This is a genomic window from Cognatiyoonia sediminum, assembly GCF_900129845.1.
GTDB classification, from domain to species: domain Bacteria; phylum Pseudomonadota; class Alphaproteobacteria; order Rhodobacterales; family Rhodobacteraceae; genus Cognatiyoonia; species Cognatiyoonia sediminum.
Genome location: NZ_FQXB01000002.1, coordinates 34,009 through 52,758, shown reverse-complemented (window position 1 = coordinate 52,758; position 18,750 = coordinate 34,009). Strand labels below are relative to the sequence as shown.

Annotated in this window: 22 protein-coding genes and 1 riboswitch; of the genes, 12 read left to right on the top strand and 10 right to left on the bottom strand. The window is 54.6% G+C overall.

Annotation, left to right across the window (positions count from 1 at the left end; genetic code table 11):
* Positions 1 to 39 precede the first annotated feature (39 nt).
* The 4 genes from BUA85_RS08490 to BUA85_RS08475 are packed head-to-tail and all read right to left on the bottom strand — an operon-like array spanning position 40 to position 3,675.
* Positions 40 to 1,227, bottom strand: coding sequence for an endonuclease/exonuclease/phosphatase family protein (locus BUA85_RS08490; protein WP_072900532.1), 1,188 nt, complete (start codon positions 1,225 to 1,227; stop codon positions 40 to 42).
* Entirely contained in the window at positions 1,224 to 2,186 is a 963-nt protein-coding gene (locus BUA85_RS08485; protein WP_072900531.1) for a threonine ammonia-lyase, read from the bottom strand. The genes BUA85_RS08490 and BUA85_RS08485 overlap by 4 nt, the downstream gene beginning before the upstream one ends.
* Complete coding sequence (locus BUA85_RS08480) at positions 2,183 to 2,998, bottom strand: alpha/beta fold hydrolase (RefSeq protein WP_072900530.1); 816 nt, start codon at positions 2,996 to 2,998, stop codon at positions 2,183 to 2,185. The genes BUA85_RS08485 and BUA85_RS08480 overlap by 4 nt, the downstream gene beginning before the upstream one ends.
* Positions 2,998 to 3,675, bottom strand: a complete 678-nt coding sequence (locus tag BUA85_RS08475) for a haloacid dehalogenase type II (RefSeq protein ID WP_072900865.1) — start codon at positions 3,673 to 3,675, stop codon at positions 2,998 to 3,000. Before BUA85_RS08475 ends, BUA85_RS08480 begins: the two co-directional genes overlap by 1 nt.
* Positions 3,676 to 3,789: 114 nt before the next feature.
* Here BUA85_RS08475 and BUA85_RS08470 point away from each other — a divergent pair, with 114 nt between their 5' ends.
* Positions 3,790 to 4,224, top strand: a complete 435-nt coding sequence (locus BUA85_RS08470) for an FKBP-type peptidyl-prolyl cis-trans isomerase (RefSeq protein ID WP_072900529.1) — start codon at positions 3,790 to 3,792, stop codon at positions 4,222 to 4,224.
* Positions 4,225 to 4,517: 293 nt separating this feature from the next.
* Here the strand turns inward: BUA85_RS08470 and BUA85_RS08465 are convergent, their stop codons facing one another.
* The 3 genes from BUA85_RS08465 to BUA85_RS08455 form a co-directional block, all read right to left on the bottom strand.
* Entirely contained in the window at positions 4,518 to 5,306 is a 789-nt protein-coding gene (locus tag BUA85_RS08465; RefSeq protein WP_072900528.1) for an enoyl-ACP reductase FabI, read from the bottom strand.
* 4 nt (positions 5,307 to 5,310) lie between these two features.
* On the bottom strand, positions 5,311 to 6,540 hold the full coding sequence (locus BUA85_RS08460) for a beta-ketoacyl synthase N-terminal-like domain-containing protein (RefSeq protein WP_072900527.1): 1,230 nt from the start codon (positions 6,538 to 6,540) through the stop codon (positions 5,311 to 5,313).
* Between the two features lie 101 nt (positions 6,541 to 6,641).
* A complete protein-coding gene (locus tag BUA85_RS08455) occupies positions 6,642 to 7,127 on the bottom strand; it encodes a LysR substrate-binding domain-containing protein (protein WP_072900526.1) in 486 nt (161 codons plus the stop codon).
* Between the two features lie 8 nt (positions 7,128 to 7,135).
* Between BUA85_RS08455 and BUA85_RS08450 the strand changes: the two genes are divergently transcribed.
* Both BUA85_RS08450 and BUA85_RS08445 read left to right on the top strand, forming a co-directional pair.
* Entirely contained in the window at positions 7,136 to 7,462 is a 327-nt protein-coding gene (locus BUA85_RS08450) for a hypothetical protein (protein ID WP_072900525.1), read from the top strand.
* A gap of 34 nt (positions 7,463 to 7,496) precedes the next feature.
* The gene (locus BUA85_RS08445; protein WP_165611599.1) at positions 7,497 to 8,210 is read left to right on the top strand and encodes a class I SAM-dependent methyltransferase; all 714 of its coding nucleotides are present in this window, start codon (positions 7,497 to 7,499) and stop codon (positions 8,208 to 8,210) included.
* Here BUA85_RS08445 and rpiB read toward each other — a convergent pair.
* Positions 8,207 to 8,644: a ribose 5-phosphate isomerase B gene (rpiB, locus tag BUA85_RS08440; RefSeq protein ID WP_072900523.1), complete on the bottom strand. Its 438-nt coding sequence runs from the start codon at positions 8,642 to 8,644 to the stop codon at positions 8,207 to 8,209. The two genes, BUA85_RS08445 and rpiB, sit on opposite strands and share 4 nt — an antisense overlap.
* 30 nt (positions 8,645 to 8,674) lie before the next feature.
* Positions 8,675 to 9,184 carry a bifunctional 3-hydroxydecanoyl-ACP dehydratase/trans-2-decenoyl-ACP isomerase gene (gene fabA, locus BUA85_RS08435; protein WP_072900522.1) on the bottom strand — a complete coding sequence of 170 codons (510 nt, stop codon included), beginning with the start codon at positions 9,182 to 9,184 and terminating at the stop codon, positions 8,675 to 8,677.
* Between the two features lie 149 nt (positions 9,185 to 9,333).
* Between fabA and irr the strand changes: the two genes are divergently transcribed.
* The gene (irr, locus tag BUA85_RS08430; protein WP_072900521.1) at positions 9,334 to 9,750 is read left to right on the top strand and encodes a Fur family transcriptional regulator Irr; all 417 of its coding nucleotides are present in this window, start codon (positions 9,334 to 9,336) and stop codon (positions 9,748 to 9,750) included.
* Here irr and BUA85_RS08425 read toward each other — a convergent pair.
* On the bottom strand, positions 9,747 to 10,604 hold the full coding sequence (locus BUA85_RS08425) for a glycosyltransferase family protein (protein WP_072900520.1): 858 nt from the start codon (positions 10,602 to 10,604) through the stop codon (positions 9,747 to 9,749). The genes irr and BUA85_RS08425 overlap by 4 nt on opposite strands.
* 115 nt (positions 10,605 to 10,719) lie before the next feature.
* Here BUA85_RS08425 and miaB point away from each other — a divergent pair, with 115 nt between their 5' ends.
* From miaB to trmB, 8 genes are all read left to right on the top strand, one after another.
* A complete protein-coding gene (miaB, locus tag BUA85_RS08420) occupies positions 10,720 to 12,027 on the top strand; it encodes a tRNA (N6-isopentenyl adenosine(37)-C2)-methylthiotransferase MiaB (RefSeq protein WP_072900519.1) in 1,308 nt (435 codons plus the stop codon).
* Between the two features lie 66 nt (positions 12,028 to 12,093).
* Complete coding sequence (locus BUA85_RS08415; RefSeq protein ID WP_072900518.1) at positions 12,094 to 12,624, top strand: DUF2059 domain-containing protein; 531 nt, start codon at positions 12,094 to 12,096, stop codon at positions 12,622 to 12,624.
* Positions 12,625 to 12,759: 135 nt separating this feature from the next.
* Positions 12,760 to 13,776 (top strand): PhoH family protein, encoded by a 1,017-nt coding sequence (locus BUA85_RS08410; RefSeq protein WP_072900517.1) that lies wholly within the window; start codon positions 12,760 to 12,762, stop codon positions 13,774 to 13,776.
* The gene (ybeY, locus tag BUA85_RS08405) at positions 13,777 to 14,277 is read left to right on the top strand and encodes an rRNA maturation RNase YbeY (RefSeq protein WP_072900516.1); all 501 of its coding nucleotides are present in this window, start codon (positions 13,777 to 13,779) and stop codon (positions 14,275 to 14,277) included. It abuts the gene before it with no gap.
* A 35-nt stretch (positions 14,278 to 14,312) separates the two neighbouring features.
* Entirely contained in the window at positions 14,313 to 15,203 is an 891-nt protein-coding gene (locus BUA85_RS08400; RefSeq protein ID WP_072900515.1) for a transporter associated domain-containing protein, read from the top strand.
* Positions 15,204 to 15,209: 6 nt separating this feature from the next.
* Positions 15,210 to 16,709: an apolipoprotein N-acyltransferase gene (gene lnt, locus BUA85_RS08395; RefSeq protein ID WP_072900514.1), complete on the top strand. Its 1,500-nt coding sequence runs from the start codon at positions 15,210 to 15,212 to the stop codon at positions 16,707 to 16,709.
* Between the two features lie 11 nt (positions 16,710 to 16,720).
* A riboswitch (SAM-SAH riboswitch) is annotated at positions 16,721 to 16,769 on the top strand.
* A 4-nt stretch (positions 16,770 to 16,773) separates the two neighbouring features.
* A complete protein-coding gene (gene metK / locus BUA85_RS08390) occupies positions 16,774 to 17,955 on the top strand; it encodes a methionine adenosyltransferase (protein WP_072900513.1) in 1,182 nt (393 codons plus the stop codon).
* A 40-nt stretch (positions 17,956 to 17,995) separates the two neighbouring features.
* On the top strand, positions 17,996 to 18,709 hold the full coding sequence (trmB, locus tag BUA85_RS08385; RefSeq protein WP_072900512.1) for a tRNA (guanosine(46)-N7)-methyltransferase TrmB: 714 nt from the start codon (positions 17,996 to 17,998) through the stop codon (positions 18,707 to 18,709).
* Positions 18,710 to 18,750: the final 41 nt, after the last annotated feature.

Genomic DNA, 18,750 nt, shown 5'->3' with positions numbered 1-18,750 from the left:
TAAAATTTCACGCTCAAGTCAAACATTTTCTTAAAGTGACTAGAAAATATGCATATGGGCCATGATCTGGCCGTGATCTGAGGCAAGTTTATTATAGGGCGCTTCGGGGTGGCTGCCATCGGTCAGATGGTCATTCAACACGCTGAAATAGTCCATTTGCCCAATTCGGTTTGGGTTGTCTGGATGGAAGTGCTGGCTCATCAAAATCTGGTCGATGGATTCAAAAACGCCGCCAAATGCCGAAGTAAATACCATATCTCTCAATGACTTACGCACAAACAGCTTTTCGGCGGAGTGCAATTTAACACTACTGATCTTCTCTTGGATGATCTCGTTTTCCGCGTCCGTGTACCTATCGGATTTATGTGTCGCATCATGTCGCCGCATCCATGCGTAATTCTTGAAAGGAGCCTCTCCGGTGATGATTTCGGTGGAAACCGCATGTTCGCTGTCATTGAAGTCGCCCAGCACCATCACAGGTTGTCCAGCCTCCAAACTTTCAAGAATCGCCCTTCGTAGCACCCACGCCTCTGCCATCCGGCGAAGTCCGGCGCGCAATGATCCAAGCGCACGAGCCGCTGCGTCATAGTTCACCAAGTCAGCTGCGGGCGGGAAGGGTGCGCCGTCCGGTCGATCCAACTCACCCAGTTTCGATTTCAGGTGGCAGTTGAACACCGTGATCACAGTATCTCCAACAGGAACCCTCGCTTTCAAAAGTGGGCGAGACAATCGGCTGACCTTATAGGAACCACCATCGGAGCCACCCAGATCGGTGAAGGGGATTTCCAAAGGTTCAGACAAATCCTGAATGATCTCCGGCTCTCCGACGAAACCCGTCTTGGATAGGATCGCAACACCAGGCCGCCGGTGGCCCGGCGCGCCATCACTTATGTTTGGCGCGAAGGCCAGCGCGGCATTCGTATACGGCGCATAGGCCAGTTTTCTGAAAATCGCCTTACGCGCATATTTCTTAGATCTATCCGGAATATTGGATTCATTCGCTTCCATCCCCGCCGCATCTGCTTCATCAATCACCGCTTGCAGCGCATCTTCTTCGAAAATCTCTTGAAAACAGATGACATCGGCGTTCAGGGTCAAAACCTGTTCTGCCAGCCAGCTTTGCTTCCACGCATGTTCCTCCGGCGTGTAGCTTTCGTAGGTGTAGTATTCCTGCTCCGCACCGATCAGATTTTTAACGTTGAAACTCGCGATGGTGAACTCTGTCATGCCAAGGTCTCCAATGCTCTTTGGAAAACTTCTTTGTCTACGTTGCCACCAGTTGCCACAGCAATCACGGTGTCATGTCCCAATTCATTCCCATGAAACAATGCGCCCGCCAAAGCTGCTGCTCCACCTGGCTCCACCACGATCCGAAGACGTTCAAATGCCAACCCCATAGCGCGCAAGCATTCGTCTTCAGTCACAACAATTCCAGGGCCGCAATGTTCTTTTAGAATAGGAAAAGTTATCTCACCGGGGCTTGGTGTCAAAATGGCATCACAAATTGAGCCACTTTCGCTGTCATTTTTCTCGCGTTGCCCGGACAGCAGAGATCGCGTGACATCGTCAAACCCTTCAGGTTCACAGGGTCGCACGGTCATCCCCGGAGCCTCTGCCGCCAAAGCCAAGGCAATGCCACCCGTCAGCCCGCCGCCGCCACAGCAAACCAAGACATCCGCTTCAGTAACGCCAGCATCGGCCACGATCTCAAGACCGCATGTGCCTTGCCCGGCGATCACCTGAGGTTCGTCAAATGGTCTGATCAGCGTCAGCCCCCGTTTCCGAGACAGCGCTTCACCAATCTCTTCACGGCTCTCGTTCTCGCGGTCATAAAGAACCACCTCAGCACCCAAGGCGCGGGTGTTCTCAATCTTCACCTCGGGCGCATTAGACGGCATGACAATCACTGCAGGCGCGCCGTGTTCACGTGCCGCCAAAGCGACGCCTTGTGCGTGGTTCCCGCTGGAAAACGCAATTACGCCGGTTTTCAATTCATTGTCGGACAGATTCGAGACCGCCGACCATCCGCCGCGAAACTTGAATGAGCCTGTGTGCTGCAAGCATTCGGCTTTCACCAAAAGCTTGCGCCCGGCTATTTCGTCCAGAAACGGCGAAGACAAAAGTGGCGTCCGCCGCGCGTGTCCTTCCAAACGTTTCGCCGCCGCACGGATCATGTCGATATTCATTGCAGTTTCTCCACCCAAGCGGTTAGCGCCGCCAATGCCTCTTTTTCATCAAGGAACGGTACATGCCCGCGCCCGGGAACCTCTGCGCGGATCATATCCGGCCTGCGCTTGGTCATCTCATCCGCACAGGCTCTAGTCAAAAGATCAGAATTGACGCCACGGACCAAAGCCAGCGGTAAGCCTTCGAGTGCGTCGAATAAGGGCCAAAGATCAGGTGCAGGCGCTGCCGATTTCAAAACCGCGTCCCGCAGTTTCGGATCGTACCGCAGATGCAGCCCATCCTCGCGTTCCTCATAATGATTGCTGACTTCGGCCAACCAACGCTCCATTGGAACATCCTGAAAATGTGTCCAAACCTTTGCCCGAAAGGCGGCGACCTCTGTATAGGTTGCCTGCAAGGGTCGCTTTCCGATGTAGTCTTTGATGACCTCCAAACCCTTGTCGGCGATCTCCGGCCCAATGTCATTCAGCGCGACGCCCAACAGCCGATCCTTCGCTGTTGCTGCGAGCACCATCGCTATTAGCCCGCCGCGTGACGTGCCCAAGATCGCGGCCCGTTCCAGCCCCAGATGATCCATCAACGCTAAAGCGTCCTGCGCCTCTTGCGGAATCGTATAAGTCTCTGGATCAGCCCAATCCGACTGCCCGCGACCGCGATAATCGAGCCGGATCAAGCGAACGGGTAGGTGAGGGGCGACATGATTAAAATCGCGACCGTTTCGCGTTAAACCAGCCAAAGCGAGAACCGGTAAACCGTTCCCTTCATCGGTGTAATACAGGTTGATCCCATCTGCGGTCGAAAAAGACGGCATCACCCCAACTCCGGTATGCTAGTCAGGTCGGGTAACACATGCTGCGGAGTGCCAAAAAGTCGGTCCATTGGTGCGCCCGCACGGTTCACCCAGGCCGTCTGGAACCCATAAGCGGCCGCCGAACACGCATCCCACCCATTGGACGACACGAAGAGCACCTCATCCCGCGCGCAGCCAAAGTGCCCCTCGACTAGATCGTAGACAGTCGCGTGCGGCTTAAACACACCAACGCTTTCCACCGACAAAACAGCGTCCAGCAAGGTTTGTAGCCCCGCCGAGTCAACTGCGCCTTTCAGCATCTCAGGCGAACCGTTTGACAAGATGGCCGTCTGCGCTCCATTCGCTTTGAGCGCTGCGAGCATCAGAGGGACTTCCTCAAAGGCGTCCAACTCCCAATAGAGCGCCAACAACCTCTCTCGCAGCTCGGCATCCACCAATCCGCAAGCCTCCATCGCCCAATCCAACCCGTCCTGCGTGACCTGCCAGAAATCGCAATGATGCCCTGCAACTGCACGAAGCCACGTGTATTCCAACTGCTTAAGCCGCCAATCAGAGGCTAGTTTGGGCCAAACCTCCGCCAAAGCATCGCGCCCGGGTTCCGCCGCCGCGACACGCGCTGCTGCATTCACGTCAAAAAGCGTGCCATAGGCATCAAAAACATAAGTTGTAATCGGCATGTGTGTCTCCTCGAGCCTCAGCTTGTCACGGCTCTGACGAAAGTTCAAAGCCGTTTGCAACGCCATCGCAACCCGCATAGGGTCGCGCGATTGAAACACGAAAGGCAGACCCAAATGACGACAGCAAAATCAGGCGATACGGTGCGTATCCACTACACAGGAACGCTAACCGATGGGTCCGTCTTTGACAGTTCCGAAGGGCGTGATCCGCTCGAATTTATACTTGGCTCTGGCATGGTGATTGCCGGCTTTGATGATGGCGTAACCGGCATGACGGTGGGCGAAAAGAAACGCGTCGAAATCCCTTGTGATCAAGCTTACGGCCCGCGCCACGACCAAGCGACGCAAAAGGTGCCACGCGCTGAAATCCCAGACAGCATCCCGCTTGAACTAGGTTTGCAACTGCAAATGCAAGCGCCAAACGGTCAGCCGATTATGGTCACTGTTTCCGAGCTGACAGATGATGAAGTCACGCTGGACGCAAACCACGCACTTGCTGGCAAAGACCTGATTTTTGATCTGGAATTGGTCAGCATCGACGCGGCCTAGACCGTTAGGCATTTATTTCGAATTTTATGAAGCCGTCCTGTTTGCGGCCACCCTTGGCCGTGACAGGAGGTGATGAAACTGAACAATAAAAGACACCAAAATTGGATGCTCGCGATTGCCGTGGCAATACTTGTGATCGCAATCATCCGCCTTTTCCTAGGCCTCTAGCCTAGAAAGAGGTTGCCCCGCAAAGCTGCAACTTTGTGGGGCGTTCTTTTTGGTGAGTCCACAGAAAAAGAAGATACCAAGGTCAGTATATAGAGTTTTCCTAAGAACCCGTAAACCCTGTGGCCTTAAAGGTGATCCGGCTGCGGCATCCCCAGTACGTGGAAACCACCGTCCACGCGGATGATCTCGCCAGTGGTGCAAGCCCCCGCATCGGACGCCAGATAAACCGCGGTCCCGCCCACGGCCTCCAAGGTCGCATTGTCCCCCAAAGGTGCGTTCTGTCCGGTATGCTTATAAGTCTTCCGCGCGCCGCCGATTGCGGCACCGGCGAGCGTTTTCATAGGCCCGGGGCTAATCGCATTTACCCGAATGCCTTGCGGACCCAGATCATTCGCCAAATATCGCGTCGCACTTTCCAGCGCGGCCTTCGCCACACCCATGACGTTGTAGAACGGCGTCACGCGGTTTGAGCCTTGATAGGTCAGCGTCAGCAATGTGCCCCCATTGGGCATGATTTCAGACGCGCGTTTGGCCACGTCGATAAAGGAATAGCAAGAGATCGAGAGCGAGTTCTTGAAGTTCTCGCGCGATGTATCGCTGAACCGACCGGTCAACTCGTCCTTGTCGGAATAGGCAATAGCATGGACGACAAAATCCAAGCTGCCCCATTTTTCTTTCAACGTATTGAACGCCAAATCCATGCTGGCATCGTCGGTCACATCAACGTCGACCATGATGTCGGACCCGACGCTTTCCGCCAAAGGCTTCAACCGCTCGCCGAACGCCGCACCTTGATAGGTAAAGGCCAGCTCCGCGCCTGCATCTGCCATCGCCTTTGCAATGCCCCATGCGATAGACCGATTGTTGGCCACGCCCATCACCAAACCGCGTTTGCCCTGCATGGAAAGTGTCATCGGCTTAGCCCTCAAACTTACTCAACAACATCGACCCGTTCGTCCCGCCAAACCCGAAAGAATTCGTCATGATTGTGTCCAAACCAGCGTTCTCCACAACCTCAGTCGCGATCTCTTCCGGCTTCAAGGCAGGATCGAGCGTTTCCACGTTGATCGAAGGCGCGATAAAGTCATGCTCCAGCATCAACAAACAATAGACAGCCTCCGACGCACCGGTCGCCCCTTGGCTATGACCCGTCATCGACTTGGTCGAAGACACCGGCGGTGTCGAGCCTTCACCAAAGACGCGGCGCACGGCTTCAATTTCACCCACGTCGCCCACAGGCGTCGATGTGCCATGCGCGTTGATGTAGGACACCTTCCGCCCTTCTGGCAGCGACTTCAAAGCCCCACGCATCGCGCGTTCGCCGCCTTCGCCGGAGGGGGCCACCATGTCCGCCCCGTCTGAGGTGGCGGAGAAGCCTGTGACTTCCGCATAAATCTTGGCACCCCGCGCCTGAGCGCTTTCAAGGCTTTCCAGCACAACCATCGCGCCGCCACCGGCAATCACGAACCCGTCGCGATCCGCGTCAAACGCCCGGGATGCCCGTTCTGGCGTATCGTTATACTTCGACGACATCGCACCCATCGCATCAAACAGACAAGACAAGGTCCAATCCAGCTCCTCACCGCCGCCAGCGAACATCGTATCCTGTTCGCCCAACGCTATCTGTTGAGCGGCCATACCGATGCAGTGCAAAGACGTCGAACAGGCCGAGGTGATCGACATGTTCATGCCCTTGATTTTGAACGCTGTGGCAAGGTTCGCGCTGACCGTCGAAGACATGGTCTTTGGCACCGCAAACGGCCCAATCCGCTTTGTCGCGCCGGAGTTCAGCACCACCTGATGCGCGGCCAACATGGCCGACGTAGACGGCCCACCAGACCCTGCAATCACGCCAGTCATCGGATTGACGACCTGATCTTCTTCAAGCCCTGCGTCCTCAATCGCCTGCTGCATCGCAATGTAGGAATACGCCGCACCCGGCCCCATGAACCGCAGCGTCCGCTTGTCCACATGTTCGGAAACATCAAGTTTCAAAGTCCCCGCAATCTGACTGCGGAACCCATGCTCGGCCATTTCTGGACTGGCTTCGATGCCAGATTTGCCCGTCTTCAAAGAGGCTAGAACCTCATCGGCATTATTTCCAATAGGCGAGACGATCCCCAACCCTGTGACCACTACTCTGCGCATGAATGCTCCCCAAAACGGCTTTTGATCTTAGTAGGGGAGTGTGGGCAAGGGGGCAAGGGTGGGGCGCTTGACCTTAGGTCATTGTTTGAGAGACCAGAGTTTTATCCGTTGCGGAAAAGTTCTGCGGCCAAATGATCAAAGGTGTACCTAATCCGCCGGCTGGTATGAAGTTCGCGATGCGTCACGAGCCAGGTTTCTAATTTTGCGATCGCGACATCGGGAAGAATGCGGACCAGTTCGGGATTTCGTTTGGCAAGCTTAACGGATAGAGGGCCGATACCGCCGCCTTGTCGGATCAACTCGAACATAACCGGGCCGTTGTCGCTGACCGCAACGAAATTGTCTTTTGTTGCAGGTATGCCCATAGCTTTCAGTTGCGGGACTAGGCGCTCTGCTGATCCATAGCCAATAAATTGCGCTACGCCAAAATCTTCGGGGGCCTTCATGCGGCCAAGCGAACTGAGGTAGTCGCGGGACGCAAAAAAACCGATATCCAAATCGTCCAACCGTTTTGCAATAAGGTCGGGCTGTTGTGGTCGTACATGACGTATGGCGATGTCAGCATCTCTTCGAGTTAGGTCTGACATTTCGTTAGTTGGAAAAAGCTCGATCTGAATACCCGGATGCTTTTTATTTCTATGGTAATCCGGTTACTGATATCGCGATTTTCCTAGGCGCGTTCGGCGTAGAAATTATGCTGCTTTCTGTACCAATTTCCGTGCTGGCAGCGCATAAAATTGCGAGACGCTACAATCTCTTTGCTTCGGTGGTCATGCTGCCTACGTCGTTGCTTGCCCCACCTCGCGACATGGACGATTACTTTTTTGCGGTGGTCACTGTTGTGACTTTGATCGTCATCTTTTCGGTCGCATGGCTCTGGAAAGCCGCCGACACCTCTCGTGCTGATCAGTCATATGCCTGAGGTTTTTGGCGTACCGAATGAGTTGGATCGGTCAATGGAACGTAATACAATACCAGTTTGGCGTCGCACCTTTGGCAGCTGGCAGTTTTCGGTTTCCAGAAATGCAATGACGACGCAGGAATTGGAGCAAGATTATGATCTCGCAGCGTCGATCTGGCAAAAGACCATATCAAAATTAGGTTTCGAGCGGGCTTATGATCAGCTCGTAAGAACTGGCATAGAGTCATTGTTAGCGAAAGATCCGGACAATGAATTCGCGGTTTTGGACATCGGTATTGGGTCTGGGGCGATGACAGCGGCCTTCGCAGGTCAGGTCGCTCAGCCAGCCAAATACTTCGGAGTTGATCTGTCAGGAGAGATGTTGAACGTCGCTCGAAATAGATTGCGTGGGATCGGGATTGACGCTGATCTTACAAAAAGCGACGCCGATGCTTTGCCGTATGCGGATAACAGCTTTGATGTCGTTATGGCAGCCCATGTTTTCGAACATACAGTCGACCCAAAACACGCCATTGAAGAGGCGCTCAGGGTCTTAAAACCTAACGGCGTTCTCTTGGCCTGCATAACCAAGCAGTCGCTTATGGGTGCCTACATACACCTCAAATGGCGGACACATCGCGCGTCACAAGACAGAGCACTTGATTGGTTTCGGTCAGCGGGTGCAGATCGGGTTTTGGTTCAGCAGTTCACAGCCAATTCATGGGCGCGTGGGTTTAGTTGCGGCTATATCGTTCGAAAACCGCTCTAACCTTCAATCATCCCAACGCGCGTGGCGTGGCGGCCGCCTTCGAACTCGGTCTCCAAAAATGCATCCACCAAATCCAATGCCAATCCTTCGCCCAGAACCCGTGCACCCAGCGCCATCATATTCGCGTCGTTATGTGCACGGATCATCTTGGCCGAAAACGCATCACTACAGACGCCGCAGCGAATGCCGTCCACCTTATTCGCTGCCATCATGATCCCTTGCCCGGTGCCACATACAATGATGCCAAACCTACATTCACCCGACGCCACCTTCTCCGCCGCGGCTTTGCCGTGCAGTGGATAGTGTGTGCTTTCGGTTGTGGTCGGCCCGATGTCGACGGCTTCCCACCCTTTGGCGGCCACGTGCGCCGCGATCGCTTGGCGCAGATCAATGGCCGCATGATCGCTCGATAGAACGATGCGTTTGTTTGTCATTTTGGAATGCCCCTAATTCCTTGAAACGCTTTAGCTTTCGCTCAGCGCGACCTTCATGTCCTTGACCTGATAGATCACTTCGCCATCAGCTTCGACGATACCGTCAGCGACACCCATGGTCAGGCGGCGTGTTTGGATCGCCTTGGTGAAATCGATCTTGTAAGTCAGCATCTTGCGATCTGGCCGAACCATCCCGGTCAGTTTCACTTCACCAACACCAAGCGCATAACCACGCCCTTGCCAGCCGCGCCAGCCAAGGTTGAAGCCTGTCAGCTGCCAAAGGCCGTCCAGACCCAAACAGCCTGGCATGATCGGGTTGCCGGGGAAATGGCAGTCAAAGAACCAAAGATCAGGCGTGATGTCGAACTCTGCCAAAACATGGCCTTTGCCATGCGCGCCGCCATCCTCTGAAATCTCGGTAATGCGGTCCATCATCAACATCGGAGGCGCCGGCAATTGCGCGTTTCCTTCGCCAAACAATTCGCCGCGGGCGCACTTCAACAGGCCCTCTTTGTCAAAACTCGTAGGATATTGCGCCATCTATTTCCGCTCGCTTGCTTTAGTTGTTTGTTGTCTAAGTCCGTTTACCATCGCGTCATTCATAAGGGCAAGTGCGACACCATGTTCGAATCTGATTGATCCCAGCGCAGTTTTTCCCATATGTGTAAGAGGATAAGAGGGTTTTGACGATGTCAGACGTAGAAACAGTTCGGTCCACTGAATGGCTTGCCGGCGCTGATTTGCGCCCGACACGGCAGCGAATGACGCTGGCGAAACTGCTCGTGGGCGATGGCCAAAACCGTCACGTCACGGCCGAAAGCCTGTTCGAAGCTGCAACCAAACGCGACGAAAAAGTCTCGCTCGCCACGGTCTACAACACGCTACGCGCGTTTTGTGATGCCGGTTTGATGCGTGAAATTACAGTCGATGGGTCAAAGAGCTACTTTGACACCAACATGTCAGATCACCCGCACTTCTACTGGGAAGACACCGCGACGTTGACCGATGCGCCAGCGGAAGAACTTGAGTTTTCCAAAGTGCCAGACGCTCCGTCAGGGGCAGAGATCGCATCTGTTGACGTGGTTATCAGGTTGCGCCGAACCTAAAACCACTGCCCGGGTTCCATCAGGCCTAAATCCATCAGCTGCTGCGAATGCCAATTGAACTTGGCACTGTTGCGCCATTTGAACGTCTCGATTGCATAGGAACTCCCCGGGTTCCGCTTGAGCGCTTTGGCCGTCCGAAAGGAGGCGATCGCCGCGGTGAGACTGTGATGCCATGGGCAGGCATAGGTATTCATTTCAGGATCATTCAGAGTGTGATCGCCAAGCAAAGTCAGATTGGGTTTGGCTTGGAAAAGGGCGATCCGGTCAATCCGCCGCCGCGCCGTCGGAATATGTTCCTCGAACCGCCACCGTAGCCCACCGAAGAAATCGAGCTGTCGTTCTTTAAACTCACCAGCCGCGTCTTTCCGCGCCAAAGCGTAATATCCAGATCTATCCAGATGCGCGTCTTCAATGGAGACAGCGTTCGGATGCGACCAAAGATCACCGGCATAAAGGTCAATCACATAGGTCAGCAGGTGCGGCCTGCGTTCCTCCATCGCGAATGCCGCCATCTCGCCCACGCTGCGCGTCTCGCAAAAGGGAAAAAACAGGTATTCGCTGTTGTAGCAGTAAAAAATCCAAGCGGTGGGGTAGGCTTTGATGAAGGCATTCACCGCGTCGAGCAGAGCATCCTCAACCGTCATATCATAGTCGATCCGATGGATTTGCTCTTCGACTGCGCCATCAATTTCTATGTTAGGGCTTCCCAGTGCCACCACTGCCTTAAACCCACTGGCCAAATGGTGCCGCAGGGTGGAGGCGACCTCGACCGCATCTTCCATGAAGATAAGCGCGATCGGACCTTTCAGCTTGGCGTTCTGGCCAAGAAAGGAGGAGAGATCAGGAAAGCTCATGTGCCTGTTGTTTATCTTAGTTACGCGCAAAATCGGTTAATTCGGTTTCCATTGCAAGCGGCGTGACCTCTCTATAGAAGCAGCCAGACTCCTAACTTCATCCAATGGTGCCCTCATGTCTGCGGACAAAAAGCTCTTTATCAAGACCTATGGCTGTCAAATGAACGTCTATGACAGTGAACGCATGGCAGAGGCGCTGGGCGGTAAGGGCTATGTGCAGACCGACACGCCGGATGATGCGGATATGATCCTGCTCAACACCTGCCACATCCGCGAAAAAGCGGCCGAGAAGGTTTATTCGGAACTGGGTCGGTTCAAAGGCCTCAAAGCCGCCAATCCCGATCTGAAAATTGGCGTTGCGGGCTGTGTCGCACAGGCCGAAGGGGAAGAGATCATTAGGCGTCAGCCGATGGTCGATCTGGTGGTTGGTCCGCAGAGCTACCACCGTTTGCCGGCGATGGACGATACGGTGCGGAGGGGCGCCAAAGCGCTCGACACCGATTTCCCCGAAGATGACAAATTTGACATGCTGAAAAAGCGCAAACGCGCCAGCCGCGCGCCGACAGCGTTTCTGACGGTGCAAGAGGGGTGCGACAAGTTCTGTGCGTTTTGCGTGGTGCCTTATACGCGCGGGGCAGAGGTCAGCCGCCCCTCGGCGCGCGTCATTTCCGAAGCGCACGAATTGGTCGAAAGCGGTGTGAAAGAAATCACGCTTCTTGGTCAAAACGTGAACGCCTATCATGGACATGAAGGCGGCCTCGCTGGCCTAATCTGGGAATTGGACAAAATCGACGGGTTAGAACGCATTCGGTTCACGACCAGCCACCCCAACGACATGGATGACGCGCTGATCGACGCGCATGGCTCCTGCGACAAGCTGATGCCGTACTTGCACCTTCCCGTGCAATCTGGCTCTGACCGCATCCTGAAGGCGATGAACCGCAAACACACGGCGGAAAGCTATATCAAACTGATAGAGCGCATCCGCGCCGCTCGTCCGGATTTGCTACTCTCTGGTGATTTCATCGTCGGCTTCCCCGGCGAAACGGATGAGGATTTTGAGGACACGATGTCCCTGATCCGAGAGGTGAATTACGGTCAGGCTTATTCCTTCAAATACTCCACACGTCCGGGCACACCCGCAGCAGAAAAGCCACAACTGCCTGATGACGTGGCCGCCGATCGCTTGCAGCGGTTGCAGGCGTTGTTGAAATCTCAGCAGATCGCGAACCAAGACGCGATGGTGGGCGGCAGGGTGAAAGTTCTGTTTGAGAAAGAAGGCCGCGAGGCAGGGCAGTTGATCGGGAAGTCCGAATACCTGCACGCGGTCTATGCCGAAGCGCCGAAAGAGGCGTTGGGGCAGGTGGTTGAGGCGAAGGTGGTTGAGTCTAGCCCGAATTCGCTGGCTGGGGTTTGTTTGTAGACCAATCCCATTGACCAGAGTTGTCTAAGGCATTCCATTTCAACAAAGCCAACGGAGCTGCAATTTATGCGAAAAATTATCCTTTGGTACTCGATTATGACTATGTGTTTCGTTTCGAATGCCATTGCTGACCCAAAAGATGACGCCAAAGTCATCGCGAGCGCATCAATTACCCCTGAGATACTCGAGGAGACTTTTCTTAGTTTAAGGCCTTCGGTAGTTGCTTCGCTCAGTAGGGCTTATTCAGAGCGGAACATTAGTCCTCCGGCAACGGACGAGTTCTACGATTTGTTGTTGGAAGAATTGACCAATGTGATTGGCGAACTAACACAAGATGTAGTTGTCGACTATTACTCAAATAACTTTTCTGAGAATGAACTGTCTGAAATTGCGACCTTTTTCAGGTCCGACGCTGGTCAAGCCTACGTTTCGCGTACGCCGGACATGATGCGCCAAATGACGGAAGTGACTAATACATTTGCGCTAGAAGCAATTAGAATAGCTGCAAACAGAATGGAGTCGCGAATACAGGAAGAAGGTCTTGTGGTTGTTGAGGATCCAGATCATTTGTCCCGTTTGCTAGATGTTTTGAAATAGCTTTATCTGCGAACGCCTCAACAATCCGCACCCACCTAAATTTTCGTATCAATCTCGTGACATTTTGCGACATCGGCTTGCACGTGCAGCAATTGCTTGCAACCATGGGGATACAACATGAATCAGGAGACTTGATTGGCCACCAGCGCCCTGACCCCACCCGCTGAACACCCCGCAGAATTGCTGCTGGAATTTCCGGATAACTTCCTGTTGATCGACCTGTGCGGCGAATATGACCGCAACCTCGCGACAATTGAAAACGCGCTCTCGGTGCAGATCTTGCGTCGGGGCAATCAGCTCGCCGTGTTGGGAGAGGAAGACAGCCTAGCCACTGCGGCCCGTGTGTTGCAAGCGATCTATCAGCGCTTAGAGGCGGGCAAGTCATTGGAAGTCGGCGACATCGACCGCGAATTGCGCATGGGGCCGGGGACCAACCCAGCTCCGATTGATACCGATGATCAGAAAGAACTGTTCAAAGGCGACCCAAACGCCAATCGGGTCGAGATCAAGACCCGCAAAAAGCTGATCGAACCGCGGACCGAAGCGCAGAAGGCCTATGTGAAGTCACTCTTTGACAATGAATTGGCCTTTGGCATTGGACCAGCCGGAACGGGCAAAACCTACCTCGCCGTTGCGGTTGGCGTGAATATGTTCATCAACGGCCATGTGGACCGCATCATCCTGTCCCGACCCGCTGTCGAGGCGGGGGAGAAACTCGGCTATCTTCCTGGGGATATGAAAGACAAAGTCGATCCTTACATGCAGCCGCTTTATGACGCGCTGAACGATTTCTTGCCCGGCAAACAGGCTGCAAAATTGATCGAAGAAAAGCGGATCGAAATCGCGCCCTTGGCCTTCATGCGTGGGCGGACGCTTTCGAACGCCTTCGTCGTTCTTGATGAGGCGCAAAACGCGACCTCGATGCAGATGAAAATGTTCCTTACGCGCCTGGGTGAGGGCAGCCGCATGGTCATCACCGGCGACCGCACGCAGATCGACCTGCCGCGCGGGGTCAGCTCCGGCCTTTGGGACGCAGAGCGGTTGCTCAAGAGTATTCCAAAGATCAGTTTCAATTATTTCACGTCTAAAGATGTGGTCCGACACCCGCTGGTCGCGGCGATCATCGAAGCCTACGAGGCTGACGAGGCGTGAATGTCAGTTGATTGCATTATCGAAGATCGGCGCTGGGCCGAAGCCAATATCGTACAAATCGCCGTAGCCGCCTATCAAAGTACCATGCGACACCTTGGCTATGATCCAGATCAGTTTGAGATCGGGCTTCTGGCCTGTGACGACGAAAAGATCGCTGAGCTCAATATCCAGTTCCGCGACAAACCTGTTCCCACAAACGTCCTCAGCTGGCCGTCAGAGGAGCGCGGGGCGGAAGTGGAAGGTGCAAAACCCGAACCCGTGATCCAGATGATGCAGGGCGATACCTTCCTTGGTGATGTGGCCATTGCCTATGACACTTGCGCCAAAGAGGCTGCGGAAAGCGATAAACCGCTGAAATCTCACGCGACCCACCTGTTGGTGCATGGAACACTGCATCTTTTGGGCTACGATCATGAACGCGATGGCGACGCGACCTTGATGGAAGGTCTGGAAACGCAGATACTTGAAACCATGGGGATAGCCGACCCATATGCACAATGACGCATCTGTCTGATGCGCAATTAGGATAGGAGACGATGGGCGACACCACCGACGGGTCCTCTAACGCAGCGCACCGCGCGCAGGACAATTCATCAGGCAGCAAGCAACCCGGGCTGATTGCTAGGTTGTTTGGAGGTCGCGCCAACGGCGTCGAACCTGTGTCTGCTCTTCCCACACCAAATCCAGATCAAAAGCCTCAGCCGCCGATGCTGGGCATGCTGAACCTCCGCCGCATGAGCGTGGAAGAGGTGATGGTCCCGAAGGCCGATATTGTTGCGGTTGCAGTGGACACGCCCAAAGCAGAGCTTGTGAAGGTCTTTCGCGAAAGTGGTTTAACGCGATTGCCGGTGTTTGACGGTACGTTGGATACTCCGCTTGGGTTTGTGAACCTCAAGGATTTTGCCCTGAAACACGGCTTCAACGGCAAAACCACCAAAATTGACCTTAAAAAACTGGTCCGGCCTTTGTTGTTCGTCCCTCCGTCCATGCCGCTGGGCATATTGCTGCAAAAGATGCAGTCAGACCGCATTCACATGGCCTTGGTCATTGACGAATATGGCGGGACTGACGGTTTGCTGACAATCGAAGACCTGCTCGAACAAGTGGTCGGTGAGATCGAAGACGAACACGATATTGAAGAGGCAAAGAGCTGGATCCAAGAAGAACCTGGTTGCTATCTTGCCAAGGCGAAGACGTCCCTCGATGAGTTTGAGGTCGAAATCGGTATGGATCTGAAAGCGGACGCCGAAATCGATGACGAGGACGTCGATACTTTGGGCGGCTTGGTGTTCAAACTCCTCGGCCACGTGCCGGTGCGCGGCGAAATGGTAACGCATCCGAAGGGACCAGAATTTGAGGTTCTGGAAGCTGATCCGCGCCGTATCAAACGCCTCCGCGTGCGCGTGCCGGCTTTGGCAGAAAAGTAAAACGCAGTGAACGGCGTCCTCGAAAGTAAGTGGGGTCGTCGTTTGACGCTGGTACTGCTCGGTGTCACCGCTGGACTTGGCCAAGCGCCGACAGATCTTTGGTTCGTAACCATCCTTGCGCTAGCCGCAATCCTCGCTCTCTTCAGAACCAGTTCTACCATTCAAGCCGCCTTTGGCACAGGATGGTGGAGCGGTTTGGGCTATTTCGCTTTTAGCCTTAGATGGATTGTCGAACCCTTCCTAGTTGATGCTGCCACCTATGGCTGGATAGCGCCGTTCGCATTGGTCCTGATGGCGGGTGGTGCGGCCCTTTTCTGGGGCGCGGCGGGCTACGTCGCGTATCGCTTTTGCCGCCCGCTTGACGTCGGGTTTGTGGCGACGTTCAGCTTGGTCGAGATCGCACGTTCTCTCATTCTTACCGGTTTTCCTTGGGCTCTTGTCGGGCACATCTGGATAGAGACGCCTTTGGCTTTGACTGCTGCACTCTGGGGCCCGCACGGTTTAACGCTGATCGCGCTGCTGTTGGCGCTGAGCATTTTGCGCTTGGTATCGGGTGCATGGCTTTGGGCAATCGCACCGGCAGGAGCCGCAATCGCATTCTTAGTGCTGTCGCCACCGACGCTTCAAACACCCGCCGACGCACCGTTGATCCGTATCGTACAACCGAATATCCCCCAGCAAGAAAAATGGGACCCTCGCAAAAAACCGGAGAACTTCGCGCGTCTCTTGCAATTGTCATCGCTGCCGAGTGGCGATCCCGATCTCGTTGTGTGGCCCGAAACGGCTTTGGCTGAAATCCTCGAACGCGCAGGGCCTTCAATAGATACGATCTCCGATCTTGTGGGCGATGTGCCTCTGATCACAGGCGTTCAACGACGCGCGCGGGATGACATCTATCATAACAGCCTGATTATGATCGAAACCGGTGGCGAGGTAACAGCGACCTACGACAAGCAACACCTCGTTCCCTTCGGAGAATATTTCCCGGGTGGAGAGCTTGCCGCACGAATGGGATTGCGAGGTTTTGCATCTTCGCAGGGGTTCGGATTTACCCCAGGCGAAACCGACACCAAAATCGATATCCCGAATATCGGACTCGCACGCCCGCTCATCTGTTACGAAGGGATTTTTTCGGAAGAACTGACAACAGGTGAACGCCCAGATTTCCTCCTCCTCATTACAAACGACGCATGGTTCGGCAAAGGCGCTGGGCCACAGCAGCATCTCGCCCAAGCGCGTTTACGCTCCATCGAGCAAGGACTCCCAATGGTGCGCGCAGCAAATACGGGTATCAGCGCGATGATCGACCCCTATGGCCGATTAATTTCGACATTGGCGCTGGACGAACAAGGCGTCCTTGATGTCCAGCTTCCCCAGCCAGCCCCCGCAACGCTCTACGCGCGGCACGGCGACATTCTGGCAATGAGTGCAGCATTAATGCTTCTGCTAACGTCAATTTTACGGATGCGACGAAACCCCATTGACCGCACTCAGACGGACCTCTAACCCTTGTGCGTTCGCTGCCACAACGGCTTCCTGACGTGGCGGTTCAATTCTATCGGAGCACTTCATGACACGCCAAAACTACATCTTCACTTCTGAATCCGTTTCAGAGGGCCATCCGGACAAGGTTTGTGACCGGATTTCTGACGCTATACTCGACGCTTTTCTTTCCGAGGAACCCGAAGCGCGGGTCGCCTGCGAAACCTTTGCTACAACCAACCGTGTGGTCGTTGGGGGTGAGGTAGGCCTATCTGATCCCGAAAAACTCAAAAGCTACATGGGCCGTGTTGAAGACATTGCGCGCGCGTGCATCAAAGATATCGGGTATGAACAGGACAAGTTCCACCACGCAACCTGTGAGATCACCAACCTTCTGCATGAACAGTCGGCCCATATCGCTCAGGGTGTTGATGCCGGTGAAGACAAGGATGAGGGTGCAGGCGATCAGGGGATAATGTTTGGCTACGCCACGACAGAAACCGATGCGCTGATGCCAGCCCCGATCCAATATTCCCACGCCATCCTGCGGCGTTTGGCAGAGGTGCGGAAATCAGGGCAGGAGCCGACGTTGCGGCCAGATGCGAAAAGCCAGGTTTCCTTGCGCTATGAAAATGGCGTGCCGGTTGAAGTGATGTCTATCGTTCTCTCAACTCAACATGCCAGCGAAGATCAAACCAGCGATGATATTCGTGCCATCGTGGAACCCTATATCCGCGAAGTTCTACCGAGCGGTTTGATCACCGAAGCGACCGAATGGTGGGTCAATCCAACTGGCACTTTCGTCATCGGTGGCCCAGATGGCGATGCAGGCCTGACGGGACGCAAGATCATCGTTGATACTTATGGTGGTGCCGCACCCCATGGTGGTGGTGCATTCTCTGGCAAAGACCCGACCAAGGTTGATCGTTCGGCAGCTTACGCGTCTCGGTATCTGGCCAAGAATGTCGTTGCGGCCGGCATGGCCGACCGTTGCACGATCCAATTGTCTTACGCGATTGGCGTGGCTAAGCCGCTTTCGATCTACGCCGACACCTACGGAACGGGCGAAGTTGATCCGGCCGCGATTGAAAAAGCCATCGCAGACGTGATGGACCTGACGCCGCGCGGTATCCGCCAGCACCTCGGCTTGAACAAACCGATCTATGAACGCACGGCTGCCTACGGCCATTTCGGACGCGATCCCGAAGCGGACGGCGGGTTCAGCTGGGAACGGACCGATCTTGTCGATGCTTTGAAAAAGGCGGTTTGAGCGACTTTTCAACGGCGGCGCGGTTTGCTAGGGCCGCGCCATGACGCAAGACAAACATCCATCAGGCGCACCGTGGCGCAATTTTTACGGTCGTTTTAAAGGCAAAGGTATGCGTGCGGCGCAGCAGGCCTATCTTGACGAGGATTTGGCCGCATTATCGCCGGGGCTTGTCACTTGGGAAGACAACCCCGACCGCGTGCCTCTCGATTTGCAGTCGCTTTTTGGCGATCGACAGCTTTGGCTTGAGATTGGATTTGGTGGTGGTGAGCACTTTGTTCACATGGCTGGTTTGTATCCTGATGTCGGCATCATTGGATGCGAGCCTTACATTAATGGCGTCGCAATGCTCCTTGGCAAAATCCGCAAGGCCGGTGTCGATAACATTACGATCCACCCTGGCGATGCCCGTGATTTGTTCGATGTTGTGCCGGACGAGAGTTTTTCGAAGGTGTTTTTGAATTATCCCGATCCTTGGCCGAAGAAACGCCATCATAGACGCAGGTTTGTGACGCCAGAGCATCTGGAACCCTTGCACCGCGTCATGAAGCCTGGGGCCGAGTTGCGGGTCGCGACGGATATACCGGACTATGTGCGGCAGACGTTAGAACAAGTTCCTCGTCATGGGTTCGAATGGCTTGCCGAAGAGGCTGCGGATTGGCGCGATCCGTGGTCCGATTGGACATCGACACGGTATGAGCAAAAGGCACTGCGCGAAGGCCGAGTGCCGCACTATCTGACCTTTCGCCGCGTTTGAGGCGGGGAGAAAATTCTTGGTTGAGAATTTTGCCTCCGGCG

Excerpts from the sequence above, each read along its gene's own strand:
- BUA85_RS08485 (WP_072900531.1), bottom strand. The coding sequence starts at position 2,186 with ATGAATATCGACATGATCCGTGCGGCGGCGAAACGTTTGGAAGGACAC.
- BUA85_RS08465 (WP_072900528.1), bottom strand. The coding sequence starts at position 5,306 with ATGACACTTTCCATGCAGGGCAAACGCGGTTTGGTGATGGGCGTGGCC.
- metK (WP_072900513.1), top strand. The coding sequence starts at position 16,774 with ATGACACGCCAAAACTACATCTTCACTTCTGAATCCGTTTCAGAGGGC.
- fabA (WP_072900522.1), bottom strand. The coding sequence starts at position 9,184 with ATGGCGCAATATCCTACGAGTTTTGACAAAGAGGGCCTGTTGAAGTGC.
- BUA85_RS08470 (WP_072900529.1), top strand. The coding sequence starts at position 3,790 with ATGACGACAGCAAAATCAGGCGATACGGTGCGTATCCACTACACAGGA.
- BUA85_RS08415 (WP_072900518.1), top strand. The coding sequence starts at position 12,094 with ATGCGAAAAATTATCCTTTGGTACTCGATTATGACTATGTGTTTCGTT.
- ybeY (WP_072900516.1), top strand. The coding sequence starts at position 13,777 with ATGTCAGTTGATTGCATTATCGAAGATCGGCGCTGGGCCGAAGCCAAT.
- BUA85_RS08455 (WP_072900526.1), bottom strand. The coding sequence starts at position 7,127 with ATGTCAGACCTAACTCGAAGAGATGCTGACATCGCCATACGTCATGTA.
- BUA85_RS08490 (WP_072900532.1), bottom strand. The coding sequence starts at position 1,227 with ATGACAGAGTTCACCATCGCGAGTTTCAACGTTAAAAATCTGATCGGT.
- trmB (WP_072900512.1), top strand. The coding sequence starts at position 17,996 with ATGACGCAAGACAAACATCCATCAGGCGCACCGTGGCGCAATTTTTAC.
- rpiB (WP_072900523.1), bottom strand. The coding sequence starts at position 8,644 with ATGACAAACAAACGCATCGTTCTATCGAGCGATCATGCGGCCATTGAT.
- BUA85_RS08480 (WP_072900530.1), bottom strand. The coding sequence starts at position 2,998 with ATGCCGTCTTTTTCGACCGCAGATGGGATCAACCTGTATTACACCGAT.
- BUA85_RS08400 (WP_072900515.1), top strand. The coding sequence starts at position 14,313 with ATGGGCGACACCACCGACGGGTCCTCTAACGCAGCGCACCGCGCGCAG.
- BUA85_RS08460 (WP_072900527.1), bottom strand. The coding sequence starts at position 6,540 with ATGCGCAGAGTAGTGGTCACAGGGTTGGGGATCGTCTCGCCTATTGGA.
- irr (WP_072900521.1), top strand. The coding sequence starts at position 9,334 with ATGTCAGACGTAGAAACAGTTCGGTCCACTGAATGGCTTGCCGGCGCT.
- BUA85_RS08445 (WP_165611599.1), top strand. The coding sequence starts at position 7,497 with ATGGAACGTAATACAATACCAGTTTGGCGTCGCACCTTTGGCAGCTGG.
- BUA85_RS08475 (WP_072900865.1), bottom strand. The coding sequence starts at position 3,675 with ATGCCGATTACAACTTATGTTTTTGATGCCTATGGCACGCTTTTTGAC.
- miaB (WP_072900519.1), top strand. The coding sequence starts at position 10,720 with ATGTCTGCGGACAAAAAGCTCTTTATCAAGACCTATGGCTGTCAAATG.
- BUA85_RS08425 (WP_072900520.1), bottom strand. The coding sequence starts at position 10,604 with ATGAGCTTTCCTGATCTCTCCTCCTTTCTTGGCCAGAACGCCAAGCTG.